Source organism: Paenibacillus sp. J31R34 (genome assembly GCF_059383715.1).
This window is the reverse complement of the sequence record NZ_JBXENU010000022.1, coordinates 14412-32626: the sequence shown is the minus strand read 5'-3', so window position 1 is coordinate 32626 and position 18215 is coordinate 14412. Positions and strand designations below refer to the sequence as shown.

15 protein-coding genes are annotated in these 18215 nt (G+C 47.0%); 6 read left to right on the top strand and 9 right to left on the bottom strand.

All coding sequences use genetic code 11. The features are described from left to right. The first annotated feature begins 412 nt into the window (after nucleotides 1–412). Complete coding sequence (locus tag AC50YG_RS31310) at nucleotides 413–652, top strand: hypothetical protein (protein ID WP_473761394.1); 240 nt, start codon at nucleotides 413–415, stop codon at nucleotides 650–652. Nucleotides 653–734: 82 nt separating this feature from the next. Next, nucleotides 735–2162, top strand: a complete 1428-nt coding sequence (locus AC50YG_RS31305) for an MDR family MFS transporter (protein WP_494832736.1) — start codon at nucleotides 735–737, stop codon at nucleotides 2160–2162. A 157-nt stretch (nucleotides 2163–2319) separates the two neighbouring features. On the opposite strand, the gene trpB is transcribed toward AC50YG_RS31305, so the two are convergent. From trpB to AC50YG_RS31260, 9 genes are all read right to left on the bottom strand, one after another. Continuing rightward, nucleotides 2320–3480 carry a tryptophan synthase subunit beta gene (gene trpB, locus AC50YG_RS31300; RefSeq protein ID WP_494832734.1) on the bottom strand — a complete coding sequence of 387 codons (1161 nt, stop codon included), beginning with the start codon at nucleotides 3478–3480 and terminating at the stop codon, nucleotides 2320–2322. Nucleotides 3481–3695: 215 nt separating this feature from the next. After that, nucleotides 3696–4136, bottom strand: a complete 441-nt coding sequence (locus AC50YG_RS31295) for a GNAT family N-acetyltransferase (RefSeq protein ID WP_494832732.1) — start codon at nucleotides 4134–4136, stop codon at nucleotides 3696–3698. Nucleotides 4137–4273: 137 nt separating this feature from the next. Then, nucleotides 4274–5044, bottom strand: a complete 771-nt coding sequence (locus AC50YG_RS31290; protein ID WP_494832730.1) for a class I SAM-dependent methyltransferase — start codon at nucleotides 5042–5044, stop codon at nucleotides 4274–4276. Nucleotides 5045–5598: 554 nt separating this feature from the next. Further along, nucleotides 5599–6315 (bottom strand): ABC transporter permease, encoded by a 717-nt coding sequence (locus AC50YG_RS31285; protein WP_494832728.1) that lies wholly within the window; start codon nucleotides 6313–6315, stop codon nucleotides 5599–5601. Next, entirely contained in the window at nucleotides 6312–7157 is an 846-nt protein-coding gene (locus AC50YG_RS31280; protein ID WP_494832726.1) for an ABC transporter ATP-binding protein, read from the bottom strand. Before AC50YG_RS31280 ends, AC50YG_RS31285 begins: the two co-directional genes overlap by 4 nt. 142 nt (nucleotides 7158–7299) lie before the next feature. After that, entirely contained in the window at nucleotides 7300–8340 is a 1041-nt protein-coding gene (locus tag AC50YG_RS31275) for a LytTR family transcriptional regulator DNA-binding domain-containing protein (protein WP_494832724.1), read from the bottom strand. Nucleotides 8341–8676: 336 nt separating this feature from the next. Then, nucleotides 8677–8895: an aldo/keto reductase gene (locus tag AC50YG_RS31270; protein WP_494832722.1), complete on the bottom strand. Its 219-nt coding sequence runs from the start codon at nucleotides 8893–8895 to the stop codon at nucleotides 8677–8679. Nucleotides 8896–8963: 68 nt separating this feature from the next. Then, complete coding sequence (locus AC50YG_RS31265) at nucleotides 8964–10961, bottom strand: methyl-accepting chemotaxis protein (protein WP_494832720.1); 1998 nt, start codon at nucleotides 10959–10961, stop codon at nucleotides 8964–8966. Between the two features lie 186 nt (nucleotides 10962–11147). Then, entirely contained in the window at nucleotides 11148–12689 is a 1542-nt protein-coding gene (locus AC50YG_RS31260; protein ID WP_494832716.1) for a sigma-70 family RNA polymerase sigma factor, read from the bottom strand. Nucleotides 12690–12910: 221 nt separating this feature from the next. Between AC50YG_RS31260 and AC50YG_RS31255 the strand changes: the two genes are divergently transcribed. From AC50YG_RS31255 to AC50YG_RS31240, 4 genes are all read left to right on the top strand, one after another. Then, entirely contained in the window at nucleotides 12911–13846 is a 936-nt protein-coding gene (locus tag AC50YG_RS31255; protein WP_494832713.1) for a LytTR family transcriptional regulator DNA-binding domain-containing protein, read from the top strand. Between the two features lie 138 nt (nucleotides 13847–13984). After that, nucleotides 13985–14830 (top strand): ABC transporter ATP-binding protein, encoded by an 846-nt coding sequence (locus AC50YG_RS31250; RefSeq protein ID WP_494832711.1) that lies wholly within the window; start codon nucleotides 13985–13987, stop codon nucleotides 14828–14830. Further along, entirely contained in the window at nucleotides 14827–15543 is a 717-nt protein-coding gene (locus tag AC50YG_RS31245; protein WP_494832709.1) for an ABC transporter permease, read from the top strand. Before AC50YG_RS31250 ends, AC50YG_RS31245 begins: the two co-directional genes overlap by 4 nt. Before the next feature lie 75 nt (nucleotides 15544–15618). After that, nucleotides 15619–17901: a preprotein translocase subunit SecA gene (locus tag AC50YG_RS31240; RefSeq protein WP_494832707.1), complete on the top strand. Its 2283-nt coding sequence runs from the start codon at nucleotides 15619–15621 to the stop codon at nucleotides 17899–17901. Nucleotides 17902–18215: the final 314 nt, after the last annotated feature.

Genomic DNA, 18215 nt, shown 5'->3' with positions numbered 1-18215 from the left:
ATTACTTGTAACAACGTACCATAAAAATCGCAGTTAATATATATTATTTAGGAAGTTTCGTAACGAGCGTGCAATCGTATTCTTCCTAAATAAATCGTACAGGAATAAAGAAGGCTGACAATTCGGTGCCAAAGCACATCGAAAAGTCAGCCTTTTTATTGATTTACCTCGCTCAGTTTACCGGCACGTTATCATAATCGCCAAACCCCATCCTGTCAAGAGATCATTTGCAAATGAGCGACATAACTAGGAATCCCCCCTTATTGTGTTGAAATTGGAATGAATTTCAGAGCATGAAGGGCGAAATGGCTTTTTTCATTTTATCCGGTTTCACGTAAAATTTTCTTTAGGCTGATGGGGATATAGAGGATGTAGGGGATATGCATACAACGGACAGGAAAGGAAGAAGCGCATGAACCGAGTAGACAAAATCAGATTTATCCTTCTTTACAATAAAGCTCCTGAAGCGAACGGTTTCGGGTACATGGAGTTGAATCAGGATGGTCATATGATCGCGCTCTACAATAGCTATGGCGAGGAAATCGATATGAATGGCGGACATGAATTTGTAAGAATACGGATACTTGGAAAATTCGATGACGAGGATCGCGATAACTTCTATTCCTTGTTAGAAAGTGATGGCGTAGGATAATCTGCGTTCCAAGCTGGCGAATCCGTGTCAAGTCAAGACACTATGCAAGGACAGAACACAATGAATATTCGGGAGGTAGAAGATGAACAAACGGCTACAAGAGGCAAGCGGAATAAAAAGAGGGCCCATGTTAACCGCGCTGCTCATCGGTGCATTTGTTGCGTTTCTTAACGAAAATTTGCTGGCCAACGCGCTTCCCGGATTGATGCGGGAATTCAACGTTGCCGCCTCCACTATACAGTGGCTGTCAACAGGCTACTTGCTTGTTATTGGCGTACTGGTGCCAGTGACCGCATTACTGCAGCAATGGTTCACCACTCGCCAGATGTTTATGACTGCGATGGCGTTATTTTTGGCCGGCACCTGCTTGTGTGCAGTATCCCCAGGATTCGAAATTTTGCTGATGGGCAGGATTATTCAGGCTTGCGGGACAGGATTGCTGGTTCCACTCATGATGAATACGATTCTTGCCCTTTATCCTCCAGAACGGCGGGGCTCCGCCATGGGTCTCATGGGGCTCGTCATTATGGTCGCCCCTGTCATTGGGCCGGCTTTGTCGGGACTAATCATCGATACCTTTCACTGGCGATGGCTGTTCTACATGGTCATTCCAGTCGCCCTGTTTTCAATTATTTATGCAAGCTTTTACTTGAAAAATGTTACCGAGCTGACTAGGCCAAGGGTCGATCTTTTATCCATTGTGATGTCAACCGTCGGTTTCGGCTGCGTCACCTACGGCTTCAGCCAAACCAATGTCTGGTCTGAGCCTGAGGGTTACGGCTTGCTTACCCTAGGAAGCCTCTTTTTGCTCTTGCTTGTATGGCGGCAGCTCCGGATTAAAGAGCCGTTGCTCGATCTTTCCGTATTCCGGCATCCCACTTTTTCTTTGGTTGCGGTATTGGTTGTCATCCTGATGATGGTTCTATTTGCAACAACGACATTGCTGCCGATCTATTTGCAGGATGTGATGCAGTTGACAGCCTTCGCAACAGGCTTGCTTCTGATGCCGGGTTGTATTTTAAACGGCCTGATGATGCCAGTGTCCGGGAAATTATTCGATAAATTCGGACCGCGATTTGTTATCTTGCCCGGACTATTTTTGATCGCCATATCATTGTGGCTGTTTGCCGGCATTGACAGTGATGCAACGCGAGGCACCGTTATGTTCAATCATATCCTCTTATTCTTAGGCATATCCTTTGTCGTCATGCCGGCTCAGACGGCAGGATTAAATCAGCTTCCGCGTCACCTGGTCCCCCATGGCACAACCATATACAATACGCTCCAGCAAATTGCAGGCGGTATTGGCATCGCATTATTTATCGGCATCATGTCGTCTGGGGCCAATCGTTATCTCCACCATTCGCTCGATCCCACTGCGATGCAGGAAAAGACACAAAGCATGGTTGTCGGTGTGCAAACGGTTTTTTGGATCGAATTTATTCTCGTCGTACTTGTTTTGGCACTGAGCTGGTTTATAAAAAAGCTGCCTGATCATAAAAAAGCTTAAATATAGAAGCTCTATTTTTCAAACAACCGTAGCTGTAAGCTGTACACCCTATCTCTATAGAGCCCTATAGAGCAAAATGAAAGGGCGCCCAATAGGACGCCCTTCCTTCTTGCACATCTGTTTCTACCGTATGGTAATAAATGATGTATCCGTTGTTTTATTTGAGCATTTGATATACTTGTTCGACGTCCTTATCCCCGCGCCCGGACAGATTGATGATCATAATTTGATCCTGATCCATCGTAGGCGCCAGCTTCTTCGCGTAAGCAAGCGCGTGCGAGCTCTCTAGGGCAGGAATGATTCCCTCCGTGCGGGACAGCTCTTGGAAGGCTTCCAGCACTTCCTCATTGGTGACCGTTGCATATTCAGCTCGGCCCGTCACCTTCAGGTGGCTATGCTCCGGCCCAATGCCCGGATAGTCAAGCCCCGCAGCGATCGAATAAGTTTTCTTTGGCTGACCTTCCTCGTCCAGCAGCACTAAGCACTTGAAGCCATGAATGATGCTTGGGACACCCTGAGTCAAGGATGGCGCTTGATCGGGCTCAACGCCGATTAAACGCACGGTCGGCTCGTCGATGTAGTGGGCGAATGCGCCAATCGCATTGCTGCCCCCACCTGTGCAGGCCACTACCACATCCGGCAAACGGCCTTCCTTCTCCACAATTTGCCGTTTTGATTCTTCGCTAATAATGGCCTGAAAGTGCTTGACCATCGTCGGAAACGGATGCGGACCCACTGCGGAACCGAGCAAATAAAACGTATTTTTATAATTCCGAACTAGATCGTCCAGCGCTTCATCTACCGCATCCTTCAATCGTCCTTGGCCTTTATGAACCGGAATAACAGTCGCGCCGAGAAGCTCCATTCGGAACACGTTAAGCGCCTGCCGACGCGTATCTTCAGCTCCCATATAGATGATGCATTCCATATTAAACATGGCACAGGCCGTTGCCGTAGCAACACCATGCTGTCCGGCACCCGTCTCAGCAATAATCCGCTTGGCACCCATCCGCTTTGCGAGCAGAATCTGACCGATAGCGTTGTTGATCTTATGCGCCCCGGTATGATTCAGGTCCTCGCGCTTCAAGTAAATTTTCGCTCCTCCCCATGCTTTGGTAAGCCGCTCCGCATACGTCAGCGGATTCTCGCGGCCAACATATTCGCGCAGGTAATAACGAAGCTCTTCCTTATATTCCGGATCATCTCTAAACTTGTAAAATTGCTCACTCAAATAACGCAATACTTCCTGCAATTCCGGCGGGACGAAACTGCCTCCAAACTCCCCAAAGTATCCCTCTTGCTGCACTTGTTGGTCCATAAAGTAAGCGCCTCCATTATTTAATATAGAAATTAAAATTGAAATAGAAAAGGTTATCCATACCTGATATATTACCATAAATGACCGTAAGCCTGAATGACCTTTGCTCTCACTTAAATAAAATAACGGGCTTCATTCGCACGTCAAACAGCAAGCGCCTATGCTAAAGGTGCAGAGGCAATCCGGCTACACGAGTAATGTACTTCAAACACAAACTATAATTTTTTCTTTAGGAAAAATTGTTTGATATCTTCCGGGTATTCATCATTAACGGCAAAAATCTCATAGCCCATGCGCTTATAAAATTCCGGCGATTGATACGAAAATGTGCAAGTATGAGCAAATATACACCCAACTTCTTTTCCGAGCCTCTCCGCTTCTGTCATCATGATTTTTCCATATCCTTTGTTTCTGTATTCATCGGCTATCCAAAAGACATCAATATACAAACCGTAAGACCAAGTTTCACAAAACAAGCCGCCCACGACTTTGCCAGATTCATCTTTAAGATATAGATTAATATCCTTGCCTGGCTTTTTTAGTAACCCATTTGTCGCACGAACATTGTACTCATATAGATGATTACATACCTCGTTGTAATCCGTTTCGTTAGAGTCTACAGTAATCTTGATATTGTCTAAAATTATATCTGCCATAGGTCTTCCCCCTCCGATAATAACTTAGTCAGCCATAAGATGTATCCTGAATAATCCAGCCATATCCGTACGAAAAATCCACATTTCCTCTTTCATATCTGCCGAGAGAATGACATACATCATTTCCAATAAGACATCTATCGCTGTTTGATTGCCATCACTCTTAAGCGCTTATAATCCGCGTACCATGAACCGTCATGAAATAATTCGCTGCGGGCATTGACCGCTATTTTCGAACACACGGCAGTCCGCTCCGCTTCGGACAGTGCTGTGAAGAAATTATCCGCGAAGCCTCGCAGCCAATGATTTAAGCCCTGCTCATTGTCGTTGATCTTTGTTGGCCGATCAAAGTGAGCCGCATAGGTCACACGGAAGCCCTGCTGTTCCAACAATGTGCTGTATTCGGCGATGCTCGGGAAATACCAGGGATTCAGCTTGCCCGCATCAATGCCGAAGTCCTCGTGCAGCACTTCGCCAATAGCTTGAACAATCGTTTCCACATTTCCTTTTCCGCCAAACTCGGCAACAAATCTACCGCCAGGATTTAAACTTTTCCATACACCAGCCAGTACCGAGCTCGGGTTCTTCATCCAATGCAGCGCTGCGTTGGAAAAGACAGCATCGAACGTAGAGTCTACCGTAAAATGTTCGCCATTACCAACAAAAAATTGAATTTGGGGATATTTGCGCTGCGCCTGCCCAATCATTGACTCTGACAAATCCATTCCCGTTACATGTGCACCAGCTTGACTTATTTCATACGCCAAATCGCCGGTTCCGCAGCCCAAATCAAAGATTTGTTCATTCTTGATCGGATTCAAAAGCCGAACAACATCCTTGCCCAATTCAGATACAAATCCAAGCTTGCGGTCATAATGATCAGATTGCCAAACTTGATCGGAACTCATGGAACCATCTCCCAACTTTTAGGTTAGGGATAGTATCGCATAGCACTATTTATAAGTTAAATATATAAAATCTATATGTACTATAGATTAAAACTATAATACTCCATGCTGAACTCGTATAATATAGTCATGCTCCTTTGTTAATTAACCTCATAAAATTTCATCACAGCAGGCAACTCAGCCGAAGCTTGTCACGCTCATTTAACTAAGACCAAGTTATACCCAATACTGTATAACCCCGCATTAAGCCTATGAAAAATGCAAATATCAGAGTCGCAACAAGTATTATAAAAATAGTTACGCTCTCAAGTATATTTTTAATCCTATTAATAAAAAACACAGCAGCGAAAAAGGCAATCATCATGAGGAGCAGCGGTGGTAATTCCTCGCGCTGCTCCGGTGATTTTCAAATTCCGCCCCTGTGCCCCTGTCTACTCTAGAAGTCCCCAAATTCCATCAGGCAGCCACAGCTTCTTTACAATCAGGCATGCAATGAGCAAGGCTGCACCTAATATAATATTTTTGGTTAATTTATTCATGGCCGTTCCTCCCTTTTATTTATCGAACCGTCTTTTTCCGTACACCAGCAAGCACATCGCCCCTGACAGAATCGTCCACATGATCAGACTAAGAAGATTTCCGCCAATTTCCGGAAGCCCCCCATTCTGAAGAAGCTCTGTTATTGCCACCACGAATTGCTGCGAGGGCAGCACATTAATGACATTCATTAGGGCAGGCATATCCAGAGTCGGAACAAATATCGGTCCAAAAATAAACAGCAGCAGCAGCGGAAGACCTACAATTGAAGATTCTGATGCCGTTCGCGCGATGAGGCCAATCACCGTACCTAATGCCATAAAAATAAGCAGCAGCAATATCGCCAATATGACCAAAAAGAACAGATTCACATCGGGCATACCGGAAATGGCCAAGCAGGCTGCAATGACAATCAAAGCAAACAGCGTCGTCGTCGCACTCTTCCCCGCAAGCACCTCCAGCTTTGAAGCAGGCGACAGCATAAGAGAACGCAAGGTGTTCTTCTCCTTCTCTTCGGCAATCATATTCGCCTGAACAAAGGCGCCAGTGATGGAAATGGCAACTAGTATAGGAACCGCAAGAAACGTCAGGTCGCTCGGATCATTTTCTTTTTGTTTAAATAAAAGGGCTAGCAGAATGGGCATTCCCGCATTTAATAAAATTTGTGGATTGCGAATCGCATCCTTCCACTCTTTTTTGACTATGGCTCTGAAGCGGCGTATGGAAAACGTCATTCCAGTCCCCTCCCCGTCAATTTCACAAAAATATCCCCGAGCGTAGGCTCATTGGAATGAATGGCCAACAGCTCATCCCTTCTTATTAGATCCCGTATGAAACCCGCTCCCAGCTCATCCTTTTGAACAATCTGCTTCCCGAGCGGCGTAGTCACGGTAATGGAATGGTCGCCATAGCGAAGTCGCAGAGCCTGCGGCGTGTCGAGAGCTGAAATTTCTCCATTGTTCAGAAAGGCGACGCGATCGCAAAGTGCTTCCGCCTCCTGCATATTGTGCGTTGTCAAAAAAATCGTCGTTCCCCGGCGGTTCATTTCGCGCAGCGTTTTCTGAATACGCTCGCTGTTCACAGGGTCCAAGGCGGATGTGGGTTCGTCAAGAAAAAGAATGTCCGGCTCATGCAAAATCGTCCTTGCCAGCGTCACCCTCTGCTTCATCCCTTTCGAGAGCCGTCCGACCAGCGTATGCTTGTCGCCGATTAAATTAACCGCATCAAGAACGGTTTCAATTTTCCGTTCCGGCACACCATATAAGCTGCAAAACAAAGCCAGATTGTCATACACGCTAAGACGCTCATAAGTGCCGCTGTTATCGGTAAGCACGCCGATTTTTCCCAGAAATTCGGAATGCCTGCTCCGTGCCGGATCAATTCCAAGCACCTTCACTCGCCCGGAGGTATAGAGAAGCTGTGAGGTAAGAATTTTCACCGTTGTCGTTTTGCCAGAGCCACTGGGACCGAGGAAGCCGAAGATTTCTCCCTGCCGCACCTGAAAGCTAATCTTGTTCAGCGCCTGCTTCTTTTTGTACCGCTTTTCGAGGTCATTAACCTCAATAATTGATTCCATGAAGATTACACCTTCCCTTGACATGAGTAGCCGAAAGCTCAATCCCAGCTTAGCTGTGAACAGAGCTGTTAACAGCTAATTCCCCATGAAAAGCTCTATTTGTACGCTGAAAGCTGCGATTTTGAGGGTGAACGGAGCAAGATTACAGCCCTACTATCGTCTTCAGCTCTTCAAATTTCCCCTTGGATAACGGAATTCTGGATTTTTTATCATCGCTTAGGACGAGACTGTAGCTGTTGCGGCTCCATACAATCAATTCCGCAATCCGGTCTAAATTGACAATGTAGGAGCGGTGACAGCGATAAAACCGGAACGTCTTGAGCTTCGCCTCCAACTCCGCCAGCGTCCACGAGCAAGCAAAGCTGCCAGCCTGCGTATACAGATGCGTGACGCCCTCGATGCTTTCAATAAAATGCACTTCACCGGGGTCCAGAAATACGTATTTGTCTTCCGATTTCACCATGAGCTTCGCCAGCCTCGGGACATGCTGCTGCTCGCCGCTTGCAGCCTCAGGCTCATTCTCCCCGGGAAAGGGCTCAGACTCATTGAATTCTGAGGCATCCTGAATCGTAATCGGGGCAAGCGAGCTTCCCGTCAGCCCATAAATACGATTAGATATCGAGAGCGCTTGCTCTAGTGTCGAGCACGTAACTAAAACCGCCTTATTCTGACGCAGCAGCTCCCCTATCACTTTCCTTACGAGCATACAGCTCTCTAGATCAAGATTTTGTTCCGGGTCCTCCCAAACGATAAGCTCCGGATCATGAAGGATGCTTCTTGCAAAACCGAGCAGCCGTTTCTCGGAATCGTTCAGCTTCGAAATTCTTTCATTGGCCTTCCCCTCTAATCCAAACTGGCTTAAAAGCTCCCCCATCCCTGTTCGTACTCCATGAAGCTCCGCCCAAAACAACAAATACTCCCGCACCTTCAACCGTTCATACAGCCCTTCATCCAAACAGCTGAATCCAACCAACCTGGCTGTCTCGGTACTGCCAAGAGAAAGCAGCTTCCCGCGATAGGAGATTTTGCAGCCGGAAAATACGCCCTCTCCTCTCACTGATCGAATGAACGTACGGCCAATATCGTGATGGCATTGTATAACTACGCATTGCCCGGATTCCAGCTCAATGACATCTGAGCCAACTCCGCTGCTTAAGGCTGTGTTCGCAGCTAAATTATTCATATATAAATTGCCTCCTGCTGAGTTGATTTTATAATAATCCAACCAATTGCTTCCTTATCTGCCATTGTACCACCGACGCACGCATTGGAGCAGCAAGCAAATATTCAGCAGCAGCTGCGGTTAGGCGGAGCTTCGTCAGTAAGTAGCTTTAGCGCTGAACGGCCGCGCAGCTGCAATAAAACAGGGCCGGCAGCCACTCGTTAGAGTTGGCTGCCGGCCCTGTTTGTGTCCACTTTTTACTAATGGATGCGGTATATATCGTTCTTCTAAACTTGTGATTTCATCAGGTGTCAATTTAACCGCCAAGGCCGAAGCCGCATCTTCGAGATGATTGATTTAAGTGGACCCGATTATTGGGGCAGTAACCTCTTCTTTTTGCAGCAGCCATGCAAGAGCCACCTGTGCGAGTGGAATTCCTCGATTAGCGGCGACCTCCGCAACTCTCTCCACGACTTTGCGATCAGCTTCTTCCGTTTTTGCAAAAAACGCCTTAGCTATCTGGTCTTTCTCGGAGCGTGGACTCGTCCAGGGGAAACCATTAGACGCAGATCCCACTTGTCCATCATGATCGTGATCTAGGACCTCTCTCTCACTGCCAAACGAAATCACTGTCGGAAGCACGCTCAAATTTTAAAGCGAACAACCAATGTTTGCAGATTTTGTGCCAAATGCGTTAGCTCTTCCGCCGACGAAGCGATTTCTTCAATGGAAGCGACCTGCTCCTCTGTTGAGGCTGAAATACTTTCTGTTCCTGCAGCGTTCCGCTCAGATACCTCGCTAACGAACTGAATGGACTGCACAACCTCGGCCGTGCTGGCGGACATTTGTTCCGAAGCGGAAGCAATCGCTTCTACCTGGGAAGTCAGATCATCAATAGCCGCATTGATGCTCAAAAAAGCTTCATCTGCTGTTTGTACGGAGCGAATGCCGTCGTCCATCTTGGCAACACCACTGTTCACACTGACGATGACCTCATCAATCTCCTGCCGGATCGCCTGTACCAGCTCCGCAATGTGCTTCGCGGAATCCCCGGACTGCTCGGCAAGCTTGCGAACCTCGCTCGCGACGATCGCAAAGCCGCGTCCGTGCTCGCCGGCACGGGCCGCTTCAATCGCAGCGTTCAGTGCTAGCAGATTCGTTTGCGTCGCGAGCCCCGTAATGGTCGATACAAATTGGCCAATAGCGACGGAATGATCGCCAAGGCGCTGTGCCGTTCCGGCGAAATTTTGAACATAATGGCTTACATCTATCATATTGGTTACAGCGCTTTGAATTTTAGCCGTACCCGTACGTACAAGCCCGGTTGCTTGCTGGGCAGACGAGGATACTTGCTGGGTGCTCGAAGTTATCAAATGAACGCCATCGGACAGCTCCTTAATTTGCTGAGCTGTATGCTGCAGACTAGCTACCTGCTTTTCAATTCCGGTTGCCGCCTCCTCCGTGATCAGAGCGACTTGCTCGGACGCCTTGGACGTTTCGCTGGCGTTTGTTGACAACTGCTCAGACGACTCCGCAAGCTGCATCGCTGTGCTGTTTACATCTCCTATGACGGCATGCAACGCCTGGGTCATCCGGTTAAAGCTACTGCTCAGCTGGCCGAGCTCGTCATTGCTGATATCGGTAAGCTCCAGCGTCAGATTGCCGTGGCTGATTTCCTCGGAAGCCGCCACCAACTGCTTCAGCGGCCGTGTAATGGAGCGGATCATATAAGTGATGATCAGTGCGCTAACTGCAAAAGCAATCGCGATGACAAGCAGCGTCTTATACCAAATCGGCTGGGCAGCCGCGCTCACTTCACTATCGTCGATAACCCCCACCAGCACCCAGCCTGTTTTTTCATTTGTCGTAATAAAAGCATGCTGCTTGCTGCCATCCGTAGACGAATAGGCGAGACTGCCTTGCTTTTGCTCGAAAATGTCCGGATATGGCGAAGCTGTCGCTTCACTGCCTGCTTTTTCATTGGGATGCACAATAAATTTATTTGATTTATCCAGCACATATACATAGCCCTTCGTCCCGATCTTGGTGGAATTCACCAAATCGCTCAACGCCTTCAGCGACAGGCTGACCGAAACAACACCGTGCCCGTCCTTGGTAGTCTGGGCGACCGAAACAACAACATTGCCCGTATTGCTGGAAATGTAGGGCGAAATAATCGTAGGCTTTCCTTTATTTTCTGAAGCGCTTATGTACCAGGGCCGCTTGCGCGGATCATAATCTGCAGGATTTACCGCACTTTTCGGAGCATTGACGTATACCCCTTGATCGGTGCCCACCGAAGCTAGTTCCACGTCGTCGTGTTTTTGTTTGTAAGCGTCCAGCACCGCCCGCACGAACGGGTCCTCATTTCCCTGGACAGGACCGATATTGCCGGCTGGCAGCTGATCAGCCAAAAAATCCACATTTTTTTCAGTAGCGCCAATCATCTGATTGATCGTTTCATTCAGCACCGCCAGCTTGCCAGATGCACTTACAAACATTTCCTCCTGCACCTTGGCGCGGGCAGTATCATAGGAAATGGCCCCTATACTCAGGCTGGGCAGCAATAAGATCATCACAAAAGCCCAAACCAGCTTGCTGCGTAATGTAAGGGATTTTTTCCAAAGCCGCTTTTTGTTCATATTAACATTTCCCGCCTTCTCCAAGGTAATGTGGATACCTTCATAGTAGGGGACTTTTGGATCAGTTACAACAATATTCGACACATTTACGTGAACTTAATGAATGGTGGAACGGAACGCTGAAGGTCGTACCGTTATGTTATCATTAAGCGCCCCGCCCCTGCATTTCGGGGGCAGGTTATTGCTTTATTCCATATAAATCAATTGCTTTCTTTGAGAGTCCCAGCGCCATACTAAATTACCATTTAGCCCTAAACCGCCATACCACTCATCTATTCCCTTCACCTTTATCCAGTCCTTTAATCCCGAGACTACCTCCTCTCCAATCTCAGTTAATGCAAGATTGCCATTTTCAAAGGATGGAGCGGTTTTCTTACCCGTTATTTTTATTAGTGCATGCGGTTGTTCTGACATATTCCTTAGCCGATACCATAATTCCAAATCACCCATCCCTAGTACACTCAAGCGGTTCCCGATCTCTTTCAATAGCTTGCGTGGGGTATCCACACCATGCCGAATAAGCTCCAAAATGGTCTGCTCCACGATTCCCAGCCCATTTATGGGGGAAGGCAGGCGTGATAAGTGCAGTTCAAGCGCCGCGTGAGCGAAGGGCAGCGCCGATGTGTCTTTTTTCAAAATTTCAACATGCGATTCAATATTTGGTGATGTGTATGCTTCCCAGATTATGCTGCCCGTATCAAGCTCCTTCTGTCCGACCCTTTGCCACGTACCTGACAATGTTTCCAACTGCTTTGACGTAAGTTGACCCAATCCCCGAAACAAATCAATACCTGGGTAGTCGCCAATGCACAGCAAATTCAGCTTTGTATGACCTAGCGCCTGATTTGAAAACCAATGCAACAAATAGCTCAGCATGAGTTGGTCAAACAAATCATGCTCGAACCATAATACGATTTCATCGTATTTGTGAAAGTTCCGCAGAATCTGTTCTTGCGACTTACAATTTGCCACATAGTCATCTGCTGGAATACCTAGAGTTCTGTCCAAATATTCCACTCTGGGCGACCTCTGATGGAGCTCCCCCGTTTCCAAGAATACCGGACCTACCGGATACACTTCTCTCCAAACCAAGATATCTCCGCGAACGTTTCCCTTTCTTAACTTATCGCCGACAATATCTCCATTTACGATATGAAGCATCGATACTCCTCCTTCGTAAAGATCATTGAACATGGATACAAAGTCGGTAACAAGCAGTGACGTTCTTAGCTTATTACGGGCGTCGAACAACCGTTTTTTTAGTGCAGAGGGGGATACTTTAAGGTAACTTGATATTTCTTTTATTGAATATCCATGAAAATAAAATAATTGGACTACCAGTTTTAAATTGTCCGACAAACCCTCGATGGAATGATGAATCCTCTCCTGCCATTCCTTCCTTTCTATGATGAACTCCACATTCAATTCCTCTGCATCCATTAAGGTCGTTTCATCCATTGGCATTATAGAATGTATTTTTCGGCGGAGAATCCGCTGGCATTGCCGTTCGACTATGGTCTTGAACCATCCCGGGAAAGCATCCGCCTCTTGCAACTTAGTGAGATTGGCGAAGGCCTCCGCGAACGCTTCTTGTACCGCATCCTCCGCATGACCCCAGTCACCTAGCTTTCCATATGCCACAGAAAATGCCATGCCACTAAAATGCTGCACGATCCTCTCCCATGCGATTTGGTCGCCGAGCCGGGCTCCTTCAATCCACTGCCTCATCTATTGCACCTCCCCTGTATTCAGATTCTATATACAAAGTGCCAGTATCTTTGCAAAAGGTTACTCGTTTCTATTGATAAAATAGCAGAAACTTGCTGCTACCTGTGATACGGTTCAGCGAGACTAATCTTCAATTCAAAATGAATAGAAACTGACAAAAAAGTATTCCAACCTTATAATTGTTCAATATATCCTATAGCAGAACTGATCAGGAGGATGGCATGCAATTTGAACCAGTGTATGATGATGGGGAATTATTTCTACCAAAGATTGAATTAAATATGACATCGAACCAGTCGATTAGCATTATAACGGACTTGAAGCGAAAGCAGCTTTTAATGAATCAATTAGTGAATCATTCCCTATATTATTTATTTCGGGCTCAGCAAAACGAGTATATGCGTTTAACGGTGGAAGAGCTACTCACTTTTCTAATCAAAATAACGGGGAGGAATGACCGTGCCGCTTCGTTATTGGATTATTTCGCTTTAAAAGAAGAACGAAAGGTAAAAATCAAGGATCTAAGCTCATCGAAAAGGATGTATGTGACACTGCTGCGTGTCTTTTTTGCCCATCAGCCTACACTTGTGCTGGAGGAACCCTATTTTTACTTGGAGGAACAAGATCGTCGTCATTTCAAACGAATTTTGGATGACCTTTCGAAAGAAAAGCAGATTTTAATTTTAACATCGAATTTAGAGGATGCCCTTATTTCCTGCGATGAAATTTATCGATTGAACGAGCTCGGATTTCATCCATTGGATATTCGAGACTCAGAAGAGGATAAACAGGAAGTTCAGGAACAAGATAGAGACAATATAACCTTGCAGAAGATTTATACGAAAAAAAATGAAAAGGTGATTTTATTTAATCCGCCTGAAATCGATTTTATTGAAAGTATGGATGGAGCAATCCTTGTTCATGTGGGTGGAGAAAATTATCACTGTGCTTTGACGCTAACCGAGCTTGAGCAGAGATTGTTAAATTTCGGATTTTTCAGGTGCCATCGATCCTACATCGTTAATCTGCAAAAAGTAAGAGAGATTATTACTTGGACGAAAAATAGCTACAGCCTGCGATTAAATACAGGTAAAGATGCGGTGGTTCCATTATCCCGTTCAAAATTACAGGAATTAAAAGCACTTCTTAACCTTTAATTTCAGGGTACTGTGAGACCAATCGGGTATTCGATGGTACCGTTCAGGCGATAACAGCTACATTTCGGCAGTTTTTGATGGCTGGAAGCCTGCATTCTTTATATAGTTAGGCCATCAACGCTAAAGGAAGTGGTGTGCGTGGCTGTTATCCAAGTCGAGCGTATTCAGAAGAAATTTGGAAATAGGGATGCATTGGCAAATGTGTCCTTTTCAGTTCCGAAAGGAGAAATTTTTGGTTTTCTGGGTCCGAGCGGTTCAGGTAAGACGACATTAATAAAGCTTTTAACGGCGCAGTTAAATCCGACAAGCGGACAAGCGAGTGTATTTAACGAGCCCGCGAAGATGATGCAGCATTCTGCACAGAAGATGCGTTTTGGCATTTTGACAGATAACAGTGGTCTATATGAGAGATTAACGATAGAAGAAAATCTGGAGCTGTATCGTAAGTTATATGATCTTCCTAAATCGTCGATTGATAAGGTGCTGCAATTTGTAAACTTAAGCGGAGAGCGCAAAAAGAAAGTCAATCAATTATCGAAAGGGATGCGCCAGCGTGTCCTGTTGGCATGCGCGATTATCCACGAGCCGGAATTATTATTTTTGGATGAGCCTACTTCGGCTTTAGATCCGGTGAACACAGCACATATTTATAAAGGATTACGTTATTTAAATGAGAATGGAGCGACGATTTTTTTAACGACCCATGATATGGCTGAGGCGGAGTTGCTATGCAGCCGTGTAGCGATTTTGTATAAAGGACAAATCCAAACGATCGGCTCGCCAAAGGAGCTTAAAAAACAACATCGTGAAAACGTCGTTTGTGTTGAATTACTAAATGGGGAAGCCTATGAGCTGCCAATCGATGAGGGAACGGCCGATCAAATAGCCGATTGGATGAAACAAGGTTTAATTGATCGATTAGAAACGAAAGAGCCAAGTCTAGGTGATATATTCATTAAAATGACAGGAAGTGAGTTGTTATGAATATCTCATTAAAACGCGCGCAAGCGATATTTGTGAAGGATTATAAAGAGTTTTCACGCAATTATGCGCTCTCCATTATGTTGATTTTCCCAATTATCCTGGCACTTCTTCTTCGAGCTGCCGACGCCAGCTCGTCTTTGCCTGGGTCTTTCGCTACAGTTCTTAATCTTTCGTTTGTGTTCCTAACATGTTTCGCACAAGCATGCTTGATTGCGGAAGAAAAGGAGCGTAACACTTTACGTTCATTAATGATGACTCCGGCTACGACCATGGATGTTTTAATCGGTAAAAGTAGCTTAGTCATTGTCATATCTGCTGTTGTTCTGGCTATTGCTACGTATCTATTTGGCTATGAGTCAGCTAGTATATGGGCGTCTGTGGCAGCAATCCTTCTTTCGATTATTTTATACACAGCAGTCGGGACGATATGTGGTTTATTCTCCAAGACGTTGCTTGATGCGTCATTATCTATAATTCCTGTGACGATCGTATTCTCTGGGGCACCATGGGGAGCGTTTATTGTGGATGAGTATCCAGTCTTCAAAGTGCTGGATTACATGCCCAGTAGCCAGCTTGTTCATTTGCTAGGTTTACCCCCTACAGACTTTACGACGGGAGAGTTATTAAAACCCCTCCTTATTATTTTGGCATGGACGGTTGTATTAACGATTGTATCTGTTGCTTTGTACCAACGACGGTTAAAGGATGAGTAGGAAAAAATGACAAAAGAGCGGCCGCGCCAGCCACTATAGAATCACGTATTTCTATCGAGGAGGGATCAAATTTCGATGAATTTAGCCGTCAAGCTGCTGCAAGAATTTAAACACCGCGATACCCGGAATCAGCTGAAAGGCTATCGGGACAAGGCTGCGCTCATCAGGGGACGTGAATTGGAAGCTTGGGACGATCAGCAGCTGCAAGCGGAATCCCTCCGTCTGAAAAAGGCAGCAAAATCGGGTACGCCTTTGGACGGGCTGCTTGTTGATGCCTATGCGCTAGTCTGCGAGGCAGCGAAGAGAACACTGGGATTGCAGCCCTACGATGTCCAGATCATGGCTGCCATCGCTCTGCACGAGGGATTTTTGATCGAGCAGCTTACTGGAGAAGGAAAAACGCTCTCTGCTGTTATGCCTGCTTATCTGCATGCGCTAACCAGCGAAGGCGTTCATGTGCTGACCTTTAACGATTATTTGGCAAATCGGGATGCGAATTGGATGGGCCCAATCTATCGTTTCCTCGGGTTAACGGTAAGCGCGGTTCAAGCGGGCATGAGCTTGCCCGCGAAACGGGAAGCGTACGCTGCCGATATTACCTATGTTACGGCTAAAGAGGCGGGGTTCGATTATCTGCGCGACACGATCGCTCTGGACAAAGCCGATGCTGTGCATCGTCCCTTCCACTACGTCATCATCGACGAAGCGGATTCACTGCTTCTCGACGAAGCGCGGGTGCCGCTAGTCATCGCCGGAGAGTCGGGTTCCTCCGGCAACGAAGGCATTCGTTTCGCAGAGGTGGCTCGGCAGCTCGAGCAGGATGGGCATTTCGAATTCGACGATTTCCAGCGGAACGTTTACTTGAATGAAGCAGGCTCTGCGAGAGCGGAGTCGCTGCTGGGATGCGACAATTTGTACGATAGCCATAATAGTCATTTGTTAATGTCGTTAAATTGCGCGCTGCATGCGGAATTGTTATTGAAGCGAGACGTCGATTACATCGTCCGGGACGGTAAAATCGAGCTGATCGACGAATATACCGGCCGCGTGGCGGAGAACAGGCATTTGCCGGACGGGCTGCAAGCCGCGCTTTCGGCCAAAGAAGGGCTGCAGGCGAAAGCCGGCGGAATCATTCTTGGTACAATCACCCTTCAACACTTCCTTAGCCTTTATCCAAAAATTTGCGGAATGACGGCTACCGCGCAAGCTTCCGCCATAGAATTCGAGCATATTTATGAGCTGCAGGTTGTACAAATTCCGCCGAATCAGCCAAACATACGGATTGACCATCCGCACCGGATTTATACCCATAAAGAAGCCAAACGTAAGGCGCTTGTACAAGAAATCTCGTCTGTCCATAGGACGGGTCGTCCGATTCTCATTGGTACATCAAGCGTTGAGGAGTCAGACATGCTGGCGGAGGCGCTAGCGGTTGCCGGCGTAGCTTGCCATGTTCTGAATGCGAAAAACGACGCAAAAGAAGCCGAGCTCATCGCCAAAGCAGGAGAGATCGGCGCCGTGACGGTGTCTACGAATATGGCGGGACGTGGCGTCGACATACGGCTCGGAGGCGGCAACCCCACGCAAGCAGAAGCTGTCGCCAAGCTGGGCGGGTTGTACGTGATTGGTACGCATATGCACCAAAGCGTGCGGATCGACAATCAGCTGCGCGGGCGATCCGGCCGCCAAGGCGACCCGGGAGCTTCCATATTTTTCGTAAGCTTGGAGGACGAGTTGCTGCTTAGGTTCGGCATCAATAAAGCGATACGGGGTCTTAGGCAGGACGAGACTCTCGAAGAGTCGGTGCTCTACAGCAAAATTGGCCATATTCAGCGTGTTATTATGGGCCAAAACTTCCATATCCGTCAGGAGCTGAACGGTTATTCGGACATGGTGGAGGATCAGAGGCGTATGCTATACGAGGAGCGGCTCGGAATTTTGAAAGGCGAGACGCCGATGAGCCCTTCGGAGCAGCGGGTACGGCTTTATTATATCGACAAGTTCTGGGCCGACCATCTGGCATATGTTTCTTACATTCGCGAAGGCATCCATTTGACGAGCCTTGTTAACCGCAATCCGATCGACGAATTTCATGCGCAAATCATCCAAGCCTACGAGCAAATTCCGGCTAAAATAAATAGAGAGTCGGCGAATATGCTTGCAAAGCTCGGGGGTTCGAATGATCCGGCGATGTGGGAAAAATTCGGGTTGAAAAGCCCTGCTTCCACTTGGACTTATATCATCACCGATCAGTACAAGCCATACTTGCAGAATCCCGGTACATGGACCCCAGGGACGATAATCGCTTATTGGTTGCGCAAAATTTTGAGTCCGGTATTCGGGTGGTCAAAATTTTGATGCAGCGCAGCTTTTTGAGGATGATCGCGTTGTTAAGAGCAATAGGGCCTGCCATGTAACACCGTTATGGTGGGGCGTCCCCGCCCTTTTGCTTGTTTTCGAGAATTTCACACCACGTTGGACGGAGGGTTTGCCTCCGGCTACCTCCAGATTCGACCTCGCGACCAACACCCTTTCCTTTGACTAACAGTTCCTACTGCCAAGCCTGTAGTAGACTTTCACCACCTAGTTATCACCCATGCAGGGCGCACAACTAGTATCTACTATGTCTCTCAGCTCTTATTCTTCTCCCGTCGCAACCGAATTCCCACTAT

Bases quoted from the DNA above. Each gene is read 5' to 3' on its own strand.
- AC50YG_RS31295 (WP_494832732.1), bottom strand. From the start codon at position 4,136: ATGGCAGATATAATTTTAGACAATATCAAGATTACTGTAGACTCTAAC.
- AC50YG_RS31280 (WP_494832726.1), bottom strand. From the start codon at position 7,157: ATGGAATCAATTATTGAGGTTAATGACCTCGAAAAGCGGTACAAAAAG.
- AC50YG_RS31310 (WP_473761394.1), top strand. From the start codon at position 413: ATGAACCGAGTAGACAAAATCAGATTTATCCTTCTTTACAATAAAGCT.
- AC50YG_RS31255 (WP_494832713.1), top strand. From the start codon at position 12,911: ATGCAATTTGAACCAGTGTATGATGATGGGGAATTATTTCTACCAAAG.
- AC50YG_RS31265 (WP_494832720.1), bottom strand. From the start codon at position 10,961: ATGAACAAAAAGCGGCTTTGGAAAAAATCCCTTACATTACGCAGCAAG.
- AC50YG_RS31275 (WP_494832724.1), bottom strand. From the start codon at position 8,340: ATGAATAATTTAGCTGCGAACACAGCCTTAAGCAGCGGAGTTGGCTCA.
- AC50YG_RS31305 (WP_494832736.1), top strand. From the start codon at position 735: ATGAACAAACGGCTACAAGAGGCAAGCGGAATAAAAAGAGGGCCCATG.
- AC50YG_RS31285 (WP_494832728.1), bottom strand. From the start codon at position 6,315: ATGACGTTTTCCATACGCCGCTTCAGAGCCATAGTCAAAAAAGAGTGG.
- trpB (WP_494832734.1), bottom strand. From the start codon at position 3,480: ATGGACCAACAAGTGCAGCAAGAGGGATACTTTGGGGAGTTTGGAGGC.
- AC50YG_RS31240 (WP_494832707.1), top strand. From the start codon at position 15,619: ATGAATTTAGCCGTCAAGCTGCTGCAAGAATTTAAACACCGCGATACC.
- AC50YG_RS31245 (WP_494832709.1), top strand. From the start codon at position 14,827: ATGAATATCTCATTAAAACGCGCGCAAGCGATATTTGTGAAGGATTAT.
- AC50YG_RS31290 (WP_494832730.1), bottom strand. From the start codon at position 5,044: ATGAGTTCCGATCAAGTTTGGCAATCTGATCATTATGACCGCAAGCTT.
- AC50YG_RS31260 (WP_494832716.1), bottom strand. From the start codon at position 12,689: ATGAGGCAGTGGATTGAAGGAGCCCGGCTCGGCGACCAAATCGCATGG.